General features: G+C 76.2%; 4 protein-coding genes. All 4 read right to left on the bottom strand.

The window, feature by feature from the left end; all coding sequences use genetic code 11:
- Positions 1-88 precede the first annotated feature (88 nt).
- Positions 89-12586 (bottom strand): amino acid adenylation domain-containing protein, encoded by a 12498-nt coding sequence (locus tag ABZY91_RS15035; RefSeq protein ID WP_355402562.1) that lies wholly within the window; start codon positions 12584-12586, stop codon positions 89-91.
- A 128-nt stretch (positions 12587-12714) separates the two neighbouring features.
- On the bottom strand, positions 12715-13707 hold the full coding sequence (locus ABZY91_RS15030) for an ABC transporter substrate-binding protein (RefSeq protein ID WP_329948946.1): 993 nt from the start codon (positions 13705-13707) through the stop codon (positions 12715-12717).
- 184 nt (positions 13708-13891) lie between these two features.
- A complete protein-coding gene (locus tag ABZY91_RS15025; RefSeq protein WP_329880803.1) occupies positions 13892-14152 on the bottom strand; it encodes a phosphopantetheine-binding protein in 261 nt (86 codons plus the stop codon).
- Positions 14153-14235: 83 nt separating this feature from the next.
- Complete coding sequence (locus tag ABZY91_RS15020; RefSeq protein WP_355402559.1) at positions 14236-15594, bottom strand: lysine N(6)-hydroxylase/L-ornithine N(5)-oxygenase family protein; 1359 nt, start codon at positions 15592-15594, stop codon at positions 14236-14238.
- Positions 15595-15645 lie beyond the last annotated feature (51 nt).

Genomic DNA, 15645 nt, shown 5'->3' with positions numbered 1-15645 from the left:
TGGTCGGTCGGGTCGGGGAGGGGCGTCCGGGGCGGATCCGGCCGGAGCCCCGGCCGCGGGGGCCCGGGCTCCGGGGGCGGGGCGGCGCTCATCGGCGGCGCCGCCCGCGCAGTCGGGACTCCAGCCGGTCGATCTGCGCCTGCTTCAGCGAGACCAGGCTGAGGTCGGACGGGGTGACCCCGCCTGCCTCGCCGCCCGCGGTGTGCCGGGCGAGCGCGTCGAGGGCGGCGAACCAGGCGTCGGCGAGCGCCGCGACCTCGGCCTCCGTCAGCAGGGCCTGCGGCCAGCTACACTCGACGGCCAGCTCGGGCCGGCCGTCGGCGCCGGCGCGGACGACCGCGTCGATCTCCACCGGGTAGCCGGCGGCCATCAGCGGGTCGGGGCCCGCCCCGGCGGCGACGGCGTCCCGCTCGGGCTGCGGGGCGAGCGGCCAGCCGCCGAGCGGTCCGCCGGCGGCGTCGGCACGCCCCCGGTAGTTGAACAGCACCTGCGAGCGGGGGACGCCGGCGGTGCCCAGCAGCGCCGCCGTCTGCGGGTTGAGGTGGCGCAGCAGGCCGAAGCCGAGGCCCTTGTCGGGCGCGGCCCGCAGCTGCTCCTTGACCTGCTTGAGCACCTGGCCGGCGGCCGGGCCGCCGGTGAGCGCGGCGGCGGGGTCGATCCCGTCGAGGTCCAGCCGGACGGGGTGGACGGTGGTGAACCAGCCGACGGTGCCCGCGAGGTCGGGGGTCAGCCCGTCGTGGCCGCCGCGGCCGTGCCCCTCCAGGTCGACCTGGAGGGCCGGTGCGGTGCCCGGGCGGGCGGTGGCCGCGCCGAGCACCAGACCGGCGAGCAGGACGTCGTCCACGCCGGCGCCGAACGCCTTGGGCACCTCGGTGAGCAGCGGGGCGGTGCGGTCGGCGGGCAGCGTGCGGTGCAGGGTGCGCACCGTGGCGACGGTGTCGCGCCCCGGGTCGGCGGCGAGGTGGGCCAGCGGTCCGGCGGGCCCGGCCAGCGAGGTGCGCCAGTGGGCGGCCTCGGCGACCCGGACGCGCTCCTGGGCGTGCGTCAGCAGGTGCTCGGCCCAGGCGCGCAGCCCGTACGCCTCGGGTTCGAGGGCGGGGCGACCGCCCCCGGCGAGGGCCTGGTAGGCGGTGGCCAGGTTGGGCAGCAGGGTCCGCCAGGAGACGCCGTCCACCGCGAGGTGGTGGACGGTCAGCAGCAGGCGGCCGTCCCGGTCGTCGCCGGCGTCGAACCAGGCGGCGCGCAGCACCCGGCCGGCGGCGGGGTCGAGCGCGGCGGCGCTCGCGTCGGCCTCCCGGGTCAGTAGCGCGGCGAGGTCGCCGTCGCGGGCGTCGATCCGGCGCAGGGTGTCCGGCTCGGTGGTGGCGGGGGCCTGGCCGGCGGGCAGGACCTCCTGGGTCCACAGGCCGTCGGTCCGGTCGAGGCGCAGCCGCAGCGCCGGGTGGTTGGCGGCCAGCGCGGCCAGGGCGGCGCGCAGCGGCTCCTCCCGCAGGCCCGCCGGGACGCTGACCAGCACCGACTGGTTGAAGCGGTCGACGGGGCCGCCTCGCTCGCGCAGCCAGTGCACGACCGGCAGGGCGGGCAGTTCGCCGTCGACGGGGACGGCGGCCGGGGCGGCCGGGGCCCGGCCGGCGGGGCGGGCGACGGCCAGGCCCTTGGCCTCGGCCAGCGCGGCCGGGGTCGGGTACTGGAAGACGTCCTTGGCCGCGAGGTCGTAGCCGGCCTTGCGGGCACGGCTGATCAGCTGGATCGAGACGATGCTGTCCCCGCCGAGGGCGAAGAAGTTCTCGTCCTCGCCGACCTCGGCCAGGCCGAGCACCTCGGCGAAGACCCGGGCCAGGGCGGCGGCCGCGGACGGCCCGGACGCCGCCGGGGCGGCCTGCTCGGTCCGCCGGCCGGGGGTCGGCAGGGCCTTGCGGTCGAGCTTGCCGTTGACGCTCAGCGGCAGCGCGTCCAGCACGGTGACCACCACCGGCACCATGTGCTCGGGCAGCACGGCGGCGACGGCCGCCCGGACGGCGTCCCCGCCCACGCTCGCCCCGGCCTGCGGGACGACGTAGCCGAGCAGCTGACGGGCGCCGCCCTCGGTGAGGGCGCGGGCGGTGACGGCGGCCTGGCCGACACCGGGCACGGCGGCGAGCGCGGACTCGATCTCGCCGAGCTCGATCCGGAAGCCGCGGACCTTGACCTGGTCGTCGGTGCGGCCGAGGTACTCGACCTCGCCGTCGATGCGGCGGCGCACCAGGTCGCCGGTGCGGTACATCCGGGTGCCGGGCGCACCGTGCGGGTCGGCGACGAAGCGGCCGGCGGTCAGGCCGGGGCGGCCGAGGTAGCCGCGGGCCAGCTGGACGCCGGCCAGGTACAGCTCGCCGGGCACGCCCACCGGGACCGGCCGCAGCCGGGCGTCGAGGACGTGCAGGCGGGTGTTCCAGACCGGGCGGCCGATCGGGACGACGCCCGAGCCGGCCCACGCCCGGTGGTAGGTGACGTCGACGGCGGCCTCGGTGGGCCCGTACAGGTTGTGCAGCTCGATCTGCGGCCACAGGGCGAGGAAGCGGTCCACCGCGGCGGCGGGCAGGGCCTCGCCGGAGCAGAAGACCCGCGTCACCCCCGCGAAGCCCTCGCGGACGGCGGCGTCCTGCTCGGCGGCGCCGGTGAAGGCGGAGAGCATCGACGGCACGAAGTGGCAGGCGGTGACGGACTCGCGGGCGGTCAGGGCGGCCAGGTACTCCGGCTCGCGGTGGCCGCCGGGGCGGGCCAGCACCACGCGGGCACCGCTGACCAGGGGCAGGAAGAACTCCCAGACCGACACGTCGAAGCTGGCCGGGGTCTTCTGGAGGACGCGGTCGGCCGCGCTGATGCCGTAGACCTCGCGCATCCAGTCGAGCCGGTTGACGATCGCCCGGTGGGTGACGACGACGCCCTTCGGCCGGCCGGTGGAGCCGGAGGTGAAGATGACGTACGCGGCGTGGTCGGCGTCCGGGGCGGTGGGCGTCACGGCCCGCTGCGCCCGGGCGTCGACGGTGAGCACCGGCACGCCCGGCACCGCGGGCAGGCCGCCCTCCAGGCCGGCGACGGTGAGCACGCACACCGGGGCGGCGTCCTCGACCATGGCGGTGAGCCGGTCGACCGGGTACTCGGTGTCCAGCGGCAGGTAGGCGGCGCCGGCCTTGAGGACGGCGAGCAGGGCGACCATGAGCTCGGCGGAGCGGGGCACGGCGACGGCGACGATCCGGTCGGGGCCGGCGCCGGCGGCGGTCAGCGCCCCGGCGAGCAGGCCGGCCCGCTCGTCCAGCTGCCGGTAGGTCAGCACGGCGCCCTCGAAGACGACCGCGACGGCGTCCGGGGTGGCGGCGGTGCGCTCGGCGATCCGGTCCACCAGGGTCCCCTCGCGCACCGGGATGGCGGTGGCGTTCCACTCCCCCGCGAGGCCGCGGAGCTCCTGGGCGGCGGTCGGCTCGATCCGGCCGACCGGCCGCTCGGGGGCGGCGAGGGCCTGCTCCATGACCCGCATCAGCCGGGCCCCGAACAGCCGCGCGGTGGCGCGGTCGAAGAGGTCGTCGGCGTGGATGACGGTCAGGTCGGTGCGGCTGCCGTCGGCGGCCTCCACGAAGGTGAAGGCGAGGTCGAAACGGGCCGCGTGGACGGGGTCGGGCAGCAGGGCGGTGGTGGCGCCGAGCAGGCGGTCCAGGCCGTCGGCCTCCCGGCGGTGCTGGACCATCACCTGGAACAGCGGGTGGCGGGCGAGCGAGCGCTCGGGGTTGACGATCTCCACCAGGCGGTCGAACGGCAGGTCCTGGTGGGCGAGCGCGCCGAGCACGGTCTCCCGGGAGCGGGCGACCAGCTCGTCGAAGCTCGGGTCGCCGGAGAGGTCGTGGCGCAGCACCAGGGTGTTGACGAAGAAGCCGACCACGGACTCCAGCACCTCGTCCGTGCGGCCCGCGACCGGAGTGCCGAGCGCGACGTCGGCGGTGCCGGCGAGCTTGCCGAGCAGCAGGGCCGCGGCGGCCTGGGTGACCATGAACGGGGTCGCCCCGGTGCGCTGCGCGTAGCCGCGCAGGGCGGCGTGCAGCTCGTCGGGCAGGCGCAGCCGCACGGCGCCGCCGCGTCCTCCGGCCTCGGCCGGGCGGGCCCGGTCGGTGGGCAGCGTCAGCTCGGCGGGCAGCGCCGCCAGGCGCTCGCTCCAGTAGCGGGTCTGCTCGGCTCCCGGGCCCTCGGCCCCGGCGAGCAGCTCGGCCTGCCAGAGCGCGTGGTCGGCGTACTGGAGCGGCAGCGGCGCGAACGCCGGGGCGGCGCCGGACCGGCGGGCGGCGTAGGCGAGGTCGAGGTCGCGCAGCAGCACGCCCTCGGACCACTCGTCACCGGCGATGTGGTGCAGCGCGATGCTGAGCACGTGCCGCTCGGGGCCGGCGGTCACCAGGGTCGCCCGGACGGGGATCTCGGTGGCCAGGTCGAAGGCGTACGCGCCGGCCGCGGCGACCTCGGTGTCCAGGCGGTGCCCGGAGGCCTCCGCCACGGTGAACGGGACGCCGGCGGTGCCGGGGTCGAGGATCCGCTGGAAGGGCCGGCCGTCGTGGTCGGGGAAGACCGTGCGGAGCGCCTCGTGGCGGGCCAGCACGTCGCCGAACGCGGCGCGCAGCGCGTCCGCGTCGAGCGGGCCGTCGATCCGCAGCGCGCACGGGATGGTGTACGCGGTGCTCGGGCCCTGGAGGCGGTAGAGGAACCAGAGCCGGGCCTGGGCGGCGGACAGCGGGATCCGCTCGGGACGCGGGCGGGCCGCGGGGGCGGTGCGGCCGGTCGCCGCGCCGTCGAGCCGCGCGGCGAGGCCGACGGGGGTGCGGCTCTCGAACAGGTCGCGGACGGCGACCTCGGTGCCGAGCGCGGCCCGCAGCCGGCCGATCACCCGGGTGGCGAGCAGCGAGTGGCCGCCGAGGGCGAAGAAGTCGTCGTCGATGCCGACCGCGGGCAGGCCGAGCACCTCGGCGTAGACGCCGCAGATCACGGCCTCCCGCTCGGTGCGCGGGGCCCGCCCGGCCGGGGCGGCGAAGGCGTCGGCGCCGGGCTCGGGGAGGGCCTGCCGGTCGAGCTTGCCGTTGACGTTCAGCGGCAGCGCGGGCAGCGGGACGATCGCCGCCGGGACCATGTACTCGGGCAGCGCCTCGGCGAGCGCGGTGCGCAGCGCGGCGGGGTCGGCGACGGCCCCGGGGGCCGCGACGACGTAGCCGACGAGCCGCTTGACGCCGCCTCCGCCGGCGCGGGCCAGGACGGCGGCCCGGGCGATGCCGGGCTGGGCGGCGAGGGCCGCCTCGACCTCGCCGGGCTCGACGCGGAAGCCGCGGATCTTCACCTGGTCGTCGTCGCGGCCCAGGAAGTCCAGGCTGCCGTCGGGGCGGTGGCGCACGACGTCCCCGGTGCGGTACATCCGGCCGCCGGGGGCCCCGTACGGGTCGGCGACGAAGCGGCTCGCGGTGAGCGCGGGCCGGTTGCCGTAGCCGCGGGCCAGGCCGGGGCCGGCGATGTACAGCTCGCCGGCGACGCCGGCCGGGACGGGCCGGAGCCGGGCGTCCAGCACGTACACCCGGGTGTTGCCGATCGGGCGGCCGACGAACGGGGTGGGGCTGTCGTCGAGTGCGGCACCGAGCGTGTCGACGGTGTACTCGGTGGGGCCGTAGAAGTTGTGGCCGAGCACGCCCTCGGTCGCGCGGATGCGGGTCCACAGGGCGTCGCCGACGGCCTCGCCGCCGACCAGGAAGAGCAGCGGGCGGTGCCGCTCGGAGTCCAGCAGGCCCCACTCGACGAGCTGCTGACCGAACGACGGGGTGACGTCGAGGGTGTCGATGCGGTCGGCGAGCAGGCGCTGGACCAGGGCCTGCGGGTCGCGGCGCAGGTCCTCGCCGTAGACGTGCAGCTCGTGCCCCTGGACGAGCCAGAGCAGCTGCTCCCAGGAGGAGTCGAAGGAGAAGGACGCGGTGTGCGCGGCGCGCAGGCGGCGCCCGCCGGCCCGGTCGACGGCCCGGGCGAAGACGGTGTTGCCGTGGTGCTCCAGCATGTTGGCGAGGCCGCGGTGCGGGACCTGGACGCCCTTGGGGCGGCCGGTGGAGCCGGAGGTGTGGATGACGTACGCCAGGTCGTCGGCGTGCGGGCGGGTCGGTTCGGCGCTCAGCGTGCCGAGTTCGGCGAGGGTGACGACGCCCTTGCCGTGGGCGGCCAGCACCGGGTGGCGGCCGGCGACCTCGGGCGTGCTCAGGGTGAGCAGCGGGTCGGCGTCCTCCAGCATCAGCGCGATCCGCTCGTCCGGGTGGTCGAGGTCGATCGGCAGGTAGGCGGCGCCGGAGGCGAGGACGCCGAGCAGGGCGGCGACCAGGTCGGCCGAGCGGGGCAGCGCCAGCGCCACGACCCGGCCGGGGCCGGCGCCGAGCGCGGCGAGGTGGCGGGCCGTGCGGTCGACGCGGGCGGCGAGTTCGGCGTAGTCGAGCCGCTGGTCGCCGAAGACGACGGCGGTCTCCTCGGGCACGGCGGCGGCGCGGGCCGCGAAGGCGTCGACGACGGTGCCGGCGGGGACGGCGCGCGCGGTGGCGTTCCACTCCTCCAGCACGGTGCGGCGTTCGGCCGGCGAGAGGATCTCCAGCGCGCCGACGGTGGTGTCGGGCGCGGTGGCGATGGTGGCGAGCACCCGCAGCAGGCGCTCGCCGACGGCGGCGGCCTGCTCGGCGGTGAACACGTCGGGGCGGTACTCGACGGTCAACTGCGGGGCCTCGCCGGGGAGGGTGAGCACGGTGAGCGGGTAGTGGGTGGCGCCCCGGTTGCCGATACCGGCGACCCGCAGGCCGCGGGCGGTGAGGTGGTCGGGGTCGACCGGGTAGTTCTCGAAGACCAGCAGGGTGTCGAAGAGGGTGCCGTGGCCGGCCAGCGCCTGGATGTCGGCGAGGCCGAGGTACTGGTGGTCGAGCAGGCCGGACTGCTGCGCCTGGAGGCGGAGCAGCATCTCCCCGACCGTCTCGTCCTCGTCCGGCCGGAAGCGCACCGGAACGGTGTTGCTGAACAGGCCGACCATCGACTCGACGCCGGGCAGGTCGCCGGGGCGGCCGGAGACGGTGGCGCCGAACACCACGTCGGTGCGGCCGGTGAGGCGGCCGAGGAGGACCGCCCAGGCGCCCTGGACCAGGGTGTTGAGGGTCAGTCCGTGCTCGCGGGCGGTCGTGGTGAGGGCGGCGGACAGCTCGGCGGGGATCGGCAGGTCGATCTCCCGGCCCGCGGCGGAGCCGTCGGCGGCGGCCGGGCCGGCGGCGGGGGTGCCGAGGCTGTCGGCCAGCAGGGTCGGCGCGGCGAGGCCCGCCAGGGCCTGTCGCCAGGCGGCGGTGTCGGCGCCGGTGTCGCGGGCGGCCAGCCAGCCGAGGTGGTCGGCGAACGGGGCTGCGGCGGGCAGCGCGGCGGTGTCGCCGCCGGCGCCGTACGCGGTGACGAGCTCGCGCAGCAGGACGGGCGTGGACCAGCCGTCCATGACGATGTGGTGGCGGGTCAGGACCAGCCGGTGGTGGTCGGTGCCGAGGGCGACGAGGGCGCAGCGCACCAGCGGCGGCCGGGCCAGGTCGAAGCGGCGGGAGGCCTCGGCGTCCTCGACGCGGGCGGTCTCGGCGTCCTGCCGCTCGGCGGGCAGCGCGGTCAGGTCGTGCTCGGTCCAGGGCACCCGGACCCGGCCGGCGACCAGCTGGAGCGGCTCCGGAAGGCCCTCGCCGAGGAAGCCGGCGCGCAGGGCGGTGTGCCGGTTGACGACCTCGTCGACGGCCCGGACCAGAGCGGTGCGGTCCAGCGGGCCGCGCAGGTCGAGCGAGGTGAGCGAGGTGTAGAGGTCGTCGGCGCCCTGCCCGTCCTGGAGGAGGGTGTGGAAGAGCAGGCCCTCCTGGAGCGGGGAGAGCGGCAGGACGTCCTCGGTGCCGGGGTGCTCCGCGGCCAGGCGGTCCAGGACGGCCTGGGTGACCGGGGCGAGCGGCACGTCGGAGGGGGTGAGGCCGCCGGCGTCGGGGCGGGCGGCGTAGCGGGTGAGCGCGTCGAGGTGGGCGAACCAGCTCTCGGCCGTCTCGCGGACGGCGTCCTCGCCGAACACGCCGTGCGGCCAGGTGAGCTGGACGGTCAGCTCGGGGCCGTCGGGCCCGTCGTGGACGAAGGCGCCGATCTCCAGCGCGTGGGCGCAGGGCAGGCCGGGGTCGGCGGAGGCGGTGACGGCGTCCCCGGTCTGCGGGGCGACCGTCCACTCCTCACCGGTGGCGGCGAAGCGGCCCAGGTAGTTGAAGAGCAGCTGGGGCTCGGCGACGTCCGCGAGGGCGGCGGCGGACGGCGGGTCGAGCCGGCGCAGCAGGCCGTAGCCGGCGCCCGCGTCGGGCAGGGCGCGGAGCTGCTCCTTGACGAGCGCGAGGGCGCGGCCGGCGGCGGGCCCGCCCGCGAGCGCGGCCTCGGGGTCGACGCCGGAGAGGTCGAACCGGACGGGGAACTCGCTGGTGAGCCAGCCGACCGTGCGGGTGGTGTCGGCGCCGGGGACGAGGTGGTCCTCGCGGCCGTGGCCCTCCAGGCGCAGCAGCAGGTCGGGGCGGGCGTCGGCGCCGAGGCGGGCGCGGCGGCGGGCGAGCAGCGCGAGGGTCAGGCCGGTGAGGAGGACGTGGTCGACGCCGGCCCGGTGGGTGGCGGGGACGGCGCCGAGCAGCGGCGCGGTGCGCTCGGCGGGCAGGGTCAGCCGCAGTCGCCCGGTGGTGGCGGCGGTGTCGCGGGCCGGGTCGAGCGGGCGGTCGCCCAGCAGCGGTCCGCTGCCGTCGGCCAGGACGGCCTGCCACAGGGGCAGTGCGGCGCGGACCCGGTCGCCGGCGGCGGCCTCGGCGAGGCCGGTGGTCCAGGCGCGCAGCGGGGTGGTGACGGGCTCCGGGGCCCGGCCCTCGTAGGCGGCGCGCAGGTCGGGCAGCAGGATGCGCCAGGAGACGCCGTCGACGGCGAGGTGGTGGACGGCGAGGACGAGCAGGCCCGGGGTGTCGGCCCCGGCGTCGAGGTGGACGGCCTGGAGGACGACGCCCTGCTCGGGGTCGAGGCGGTCGGCGGCGGCCTCCCGCTCGGCCGCGGCGGCGGCGGTCAGCTCCCCGGCGGTCACCTCGACGTGCCGGAGCCGGTCGGCGGCGGGCGCGCTGCCGGCGGGCCGGACCTCCTGGGTCCAGCCGCCGTCCGTGGCGACGTGCAGGCGCAGGCGCAGGGCGTCGTGGTGGTCGGTCAGGGTGTCCAGGGCGGCGGCCAGCCGCTGCCGGTCGAGGCCGGCCGGGACGGTGACGACGGTGTGCTGGCCGAAGCGGGCGATCGGGCCGCCGCGCTCGCGCAGCCACTCGCTGATCGGGGTGGTCGGCAGCGGGCCGGTCGCGGCGACGGCGGCGGCGGACGGGCCGGTGGCGGCGCCGGTGGCCTCGGCGACGGCGGCGATGCGGGCGACGGTGCGCCGCTCGAACACCACGCGCGGGGTGATCCGGAAGCCGGCGCGGCGAGCGCGGCTGCCCAGCTGGATGGCGGAGATGCTGTCGCCGCCGAGGGAGAAGAAGTTGTCGTCGACGCCGACCTGGTCGCCGGTCAGTCCGAGGACCTCGGCGACGAGCGAGGCGAGGACGCGCTCGGCGTCGGTGCGCGGGGCGCCGCCGCTCTCGCCGCCGCCGGTGGCGGGCGCGGGCAGGGCCTTGCGGTCGAGCTTGCCGTTGAGGCTCAGCGGCAGGGTGTCGAGGCCGACCAGGACGGCCGGGACCATGTGCTCGGGCAGGGTGCGGGCGAGTTCGGAGCGCAGCGCCTCGGCGTCGGCGGGCGCGGGCACCAGGTAGCCGACGAGCCGGCGGGCGCCGCCCGGGGTCAGCTCACGGGCGGTCACCGCGGCCTGGACGACGCCGGGGAGCGCCTCCAGGGCGGCCTCGATCTCGCCGAGCTCGATCCGGAAGCCGCGGACCTTGACCTGGTCGTCGGTGCGGCCGAGGTACTCGACGGTGCCGTCGGGCGCCCAGCGCACGAGGTCGCCGGTGCGGTACATGCGCTCGCCCGGGCCGCCGTGCGGGTCGGCGACGAAGCGGCCGGCGGTGAGGCCGGGGCGGCCGAGGTAGCCGCGGGCCAGCTGGACGCCGGCCAGGTACAGCTCGCCGGGCACGCCCACCGGCGCGGGTCGCAGCTCGGCGTCCAGCACGTAGAGGCGGGTGTTCCAGACCGGGCGGCCGATCGGGACGACGCCCGCGGCGGGCGCGGTGTGGTGGTGGGTGACGTCGACGGCGGCCTCGGTGGGGCCGTAGAGGTTGTGCAGCGGCACCGCGGGGAGGGTCGCGTACCAGCGGTCGACGACGTCGCCGGGCAGGGCCTCTCCGGAGCAGAAGGCGCGGCGCAGTCCGGCGCAGCGCTCGGCGACCGAGGTCTCCTCCAGGAAGGCGCGCAGCATGGAGGGGACGAAGTGCAGGGTGGTGACGCGCTCCTCGGCGATCAGCGCGGCGAGGTAGGCGGGGTCCTTGTGGCCCTCGGGGCGGGCGAGGACGACGGTGGCGCCCTCGCACAGCGCCCAGAAGAACTCCCAGACGGACACGTCGAAGCTGGCCGGGGTCTTCTGCAGGACGCGGTCGTCGGCGCCGAGGCGGTAGGCGTGCTGCATCCAGGCGAGCCGGTTGACGATGGCGCGGTGGGTGACCACGACGCCCTTGGGTCGGCCGGTCGAGCCGGAGGTGTAGATCAGGTACGCGGCGTGGTCGGGGCCGGGCTCGGGGAGCGCGGGGTGCCCGGCGGCGTCGGTGTCGGCGTCGGCGTCGGCGAGCTCGTCGACCAGCAGGGCGGCGGCGCGGGCGGCCTCGGGGAGCCGCTCCAGCAGTGCGCGGACGGTGACGACGCGCACCGGCGCGGCGTCCTCGACCATGTGGGCCAGCCGGTCGGCCGGGTAGTCGGCGTCCAGCGGCAGGTAGGCGGCGCCGGCCTTGAGGACGCCGAGCAGGGCGACCATCAGCTCGGCGGAGCGGGGCACGGCGACGCCGACCACCCGGTCCGGGCCGGCCCCGGCGGCGCGCAGCGCGCGGGCGAGGGCGGTGGCGCGGGCGTCGAGCTCGGCGTAGGTCAGGGTGCGGCCCTCGGCGACCACGGCGGTGGCGTCGGGGGTGGCGGCGGCGCGCTCGGCGATCCGGCTGACCAGGGTGCCCTCGCGGACCTCGCGGGCGGTGGCGTTCCAGCCGTGCAGGACGGCCTCGCGCTCGGCGTCGGCGAGCAGCGGCAGCTCGGCCAGCGGCTGCTCGGGCGAGGTGGCGAGGCGGGTCAGCAGGGCGGCGAACCGGTCGGCGTGGCGGGCGAGTTCGCCCTCGCCGTAGAGCACCGGGTTGGCGTCGAACTCCAGGACCAGGCGGTCGTCCGGGGTCTTGTGGACGGAGAGCGCGAAGTCCTCGACCGGCCCGGAGGCCAGGTTGACGGTGGTACCGGGGCTGCCCGCGAAGTCGAGGTCGAGGTCGAAGGGCTTGATGTTGAGCATCGGCCCGTGCAGGCGCCCGTCGGTGCCGACCAGGCCGAGGTCGCGGCGGATGTCCTCACCGCGGTGGAGCTGGTGGCGGCGCACGGCCTTGAGCTCCTCGGCGGAGCGGCGCAGCAGCGCGGCGAAGGTGTCCGTGCCCGCGACGGGCAGCCGCACGGGGAGGATGTTGACGGCCATGCCGGGCACCCGCAGCGTGCCGGGGGCGGTGCGGGCCATGAAGTGCATGCCGAGGACGGCGTCGGCCGCGCCGGTCATCCGGTGCAGGTAGGCGGCGAAGGCGGCGTTGGCGGCCTCGGCCCAGGTGGTGCGGGACGCACGGGCCGCGGCGAGCACGGTCGCGGACTGCTCGGCGGGCAGCTCGATGCGGTGGCGCAGGGCGGTGGGGGCGGCCGCGGCGGTGGGTTCGGTGAGGCCGACGACGGCCGGCCGGTCGGCGAAGCGCTCGCGCCAGTAGGCGCGGTCGGCCTCGGGCCGGTCGGAGGCGAGGTAGTCGCGCTCGGCGTCGGCCAGCAGGTCGGCGGGCCGGAACGGGCTCTCGGGGACGTCGGCGCCGGTGGCGAGCGCCGTGTAGACCTCGGCGACGCGGCGGCTGAACAGGGCGACGCTGTAGCCGTCGACGACCAGGTGGTGGAACCACTGGAACCAGAGGTGGTCGGCCGGGCCGACGCGTACCAGCAGCGCACCGGTGAGCGGGCCCGCGTCGGGCCCCTCCAGCACGGTGGGGACGGCCAGTTGGTCGTGGACGAGGGCCGCGGCGGCGGCGACCGGGTCGGTGGCGCCGCTGGTGTCGAGGCGGTGCAGGGCCCACGACCCGGCGTCGAACGCGCCGGGGAGCCGCACGGTGCGGCCGTCCTGCTCGGCGAGGCGGATGTGCAGGCCGTCGGCCTCGGTGAGGGTGCGGCGCAGGGCGGCTTCCAGCAGCTGCTCGTCGAGCTCTCCGGCGATGCGCACGTACTGGCCGACGTTGTACGCCGGGTTGTCCGGGTCGATCCGTTGGGCCGCGAGGATGCCCGCCTGGGCGGCTGTCAGCTCCCGCGGAGATTCCTGGTCGGCGTGCGTGGTCGTCGTGCCAGCCTCTGGCATGGGGGTCGGCCCTTCCCGGTTCGCCGCCCCGCCGATCCTGCCAGCCCGGGGCGCTCGTGCGCTTGGTGCGATGTGGTGGTGTCCGTCCGGGTGGCCGCGCGGGGCGGCGGCCACCCGGACGTGGTGGGCTAGAGGCCCTTGAGGATGGTCTCGATCTGGTCGAGGACGTTGATCGAGGTGCCGTACCGGTCGGTGGTGGCGTAGGTGACCGGGATGACCTTGCCGGCCTGGACGGCCTTGAGGTTCTTCCAGGACGGCTGCTTGTCGAGGTCCTTGGTGTCCTGCGGGACCTCGCCGGTGGCGGCCATCTTGGGGACGAGGATGAGGTCGGCGTCGGCGAGGACGTCGAGCTTCTCGACGGAGTAGGTGGTCTCGTGCTCCTTGGTGTCCGAGGACGCCTGGGAGAACTTGGCACCCGCGTCGTTGAGGACGCGGCCGACCCAGGAGGTGCTGGTGTCGACCAGGAACTCGCCGCCGCCGTAGGAGGAGGCGATGGTCCACTTCACGGAGTTGAGCTTGGTCGCGTAGTCCGTCTTGATCTTCGCGGCCTTGGCGTCGTAGTCGGACTTCAGCTTCTTGAACTCCGCCTCCTTGCCGACGGCGGTGGCGATCTTCTCCTGCGCGTTGAGCAGGTCGACCGGGGTGTCGACGCCGAAGTACAGGGTGGGGGCGATGCCTTCGAGCTTCTTGATGCCCCAGTCGAAGGCGCTGGCGCCCTCGACCACGATCAGGTCGGGCTTGAGGGAGGCGACCTTCTCGATGTTGATCTCGATGCCGGAGCCGATCGGCTCGATCTTCTTCGCGGCCTCGGTCTGCGAGGGCAGCAGCTCCATCGGGTTGTTGTCGTCGATGGTGCTGGTGCCGACCGGCTGGACGCCGAGGTCGAGCAGGGCGCCGGTGGCGTAGGAGACGCTGACGATGCGCTTGACGCCGGCCGGGACGGTGATCTTGCCGTTGGTGGCCTCGACCACCACGGGGCCGGACGCGGCGCTGCCGGCCGAGGGCGTGCCCGCGGCGTCCTTGCTGTCGCCGTTGGAGCCGCAGGCCGCGAGGGTGAGCGCGGCGGTGGCGGCGACGGCGGCGATTCTGACGCTGCGGGACGTCAGGGCTCGGGTGTTCATGGTTCTCCTTGAAGTGTTACGAGGTGCGCGGCGGGTTCGGTGTGTCGGGCGAGCCCGCCGGAGTCCAGGGGGCCCGGTGCCTGGGGGCACGGGCGGTTTCGGCGGTTCCGGTCCTGCTGGGTACGGCTCGGGTGCTGCTCGGGCACGGCCCGGGGTGGTGCCCCGGGCGCGGCTCGGGTGCGGCTCAGGCGCGGCTCAGGTAGGCCGACCAGGAGGCGACGGTGGGCTCCGCGCCGAGGTCCGCCAGGTCGGCGAACTCGGCCCGGGCGCCGCGGGCGCGCCAGACCTCGACGAGGTGCATCACGCGCATCGAGTCGAGGCCGAGGTCGCGCAGGTCGTCGTCGTCACCGATGTCCTCCGGGCGCTCGCCGAGGATGTCGGCGATGTCCGCCCGGACGGTGTCCGGGTCGAAGCCCGTCGGGCCCGGTGCGGTGCTGGCGCTCATGCTGAAGGTCCGTTCGGTAGCGAGGGTGTGCGGTTCGGTGGGTCCGGCCGGGTGGATCCGGGCCGGTGGCCCGGGATCCGTGGTCAGCCGGCTACGCCGAGGCGGCTGTTCTGGGCCCGCAGCTGGGCGCCGGTCTGGCGCAGCAGGAGCGAGTCGCAGATCTCCCCGGAGCGGATGGCCAGGGTCGAGAGCAGGGCGGAGGTGATCCCGTGGGTGTGCTCGGTGCCGCCCTGGAGGTAGATCCCCACGTCGACGTGGTCCTCGGTCAGCACCCGGTGGTCGCGGTCGACGCGCAGGCGGCCCTGCTCGTCGGTGAGGAGCGTGGGGGCGAGGTCGCCGAGCAGCTCACGGGGGTCCACGTGGGTGTAGCCGGTGGCGAGGACGACCGCGTCGCAGTCGAGGGTCTGCTCCTCGCCGGTGGTCAGCGAGCGGACCTCGGCGCGCACGCCGTCCGTGTGCTGGGCGACACCGGTCAGGCGGTTGGCGTTGAGGACGCGCAGCCGCTCGCGGCCGGCGACCTTCTCCTGGTAGACGATCCGGTAGAGCTGCTCGATCAGATCGCCGTCGACCACGGAGTAGTTGGTGTTCGCGTGGTAGCGGAGCAGGGTCTGCTTGGCCTCCTCGGAGGCCCCGTAGAACTCGTCGACCGCGGCCGGGTCGAAGATCCGGTTGGCGAAGGGGCTGTCGTCGGCCGGGCTGTAGCCGTAGCGGGAGAGGACCGCGCAGATCTCGGCGTCGGGGAACGTGCGGTGGAGGTACTCGACCGCCTCGGCGGCCGACTGGCCGGCGCCGACCACGGCGATCCGGCGGTGGCGCAGTTCCTGGCCGACCAGCGTGGGTGCCTGCAGCAGCAGGTCCCGGGCGTGCCAGACGCGCTCGCCGAGCGTGACGCCGTCGGGGACACGCGGGGTCAGACCCGTGCCGACCGTGATGTTCCGGGCCCGGCGGACCTCCTGGTCGCCACCGGTGACCGCCTCGGAGACGACCTCGACGCTGTCGATCCGGCCGTCGGACTCCACCGGCCGCACGGCGGTGACCTTGCGGCCGTAGGCGGCCTGGTCGGTGAACTCCGCGGCGCACCACTCGAAGTAGTCGTGGAACTCCAGGCGGGTCGGGTAGAAGGACTTCAGGTTGATGAAGTCGACCAGCCGGCCCCGCTCCTGGAGGTAGGACAGGAAGGTGAAGCGGCTTCGCGGGTCACGCAGGGTCACCAGGTCCTTGAGGAAGGAGACCTGCATGGTGGCGCCGTCCAGCAGCATGCCCCGGTGCCATCCGAAACGTTCCTGCTTCTCCAGGAAGCGGACGCCGAGCGACTGCCCGGGGTTGCGACGGTTGTGGTCGTCGATCGCGATCGCCAGGGCCAGGTTGGCCGGGCCGAAGCCTATGCCGACCAGGTCGTCGACGCTGCCACCTCCGTAGTTTGCGCCGTTCTCGCGCGACATGACTCAATCCTTCCGTCTACTACTCGTTCAGGGGCCCGGAGCGGAGCTCCC

Origin of the sequence: Kitasatospora sp. NPDC002965 (genome assembly GCF_040611255.1) — a bacterium.
Classification (GTDB): Bacteria; Actinomycetota; Actinomycetes; order Streptomycetales; family Streptomycetaceae; genus Kitasatospora.
Note: the sequence above shows the minus strand (reverse complement) of the source record. Positions and strands in the feature narration are given on the sequence as shown.

Coding starts and splice junctions, on each gene's coding strand:
- ABZY91_RS15035 (WP_355402562.1), bottom strand. CDS start 12,586: ATGCCAGAGGCTGGCACGACGACCACGCACGCCGACCAGGAATCTCCG.
- ABZY91_RS15030 (WP_329948946.1), bottom strand. CDS start 13,707: ATGAACACCCGAGCCCTGACGTCCCGCAGCGTCAGAATCGCCGCCGTC.
- ABZY91_RS15025 (WP_329880803.1), bottom strand. CDS start 14,152: ATGAGCGCCAGCACCGCACCGGGCCCGACGGGCTTCGACCCGGACACC.
- ABZY91_RS15020 (WP_355402559.1), bottom strand. CDS start 15,594: ATGTCGCGCGAGAACGGCGCAAACTACGGAGGTGGCAGCGTCGACGAC.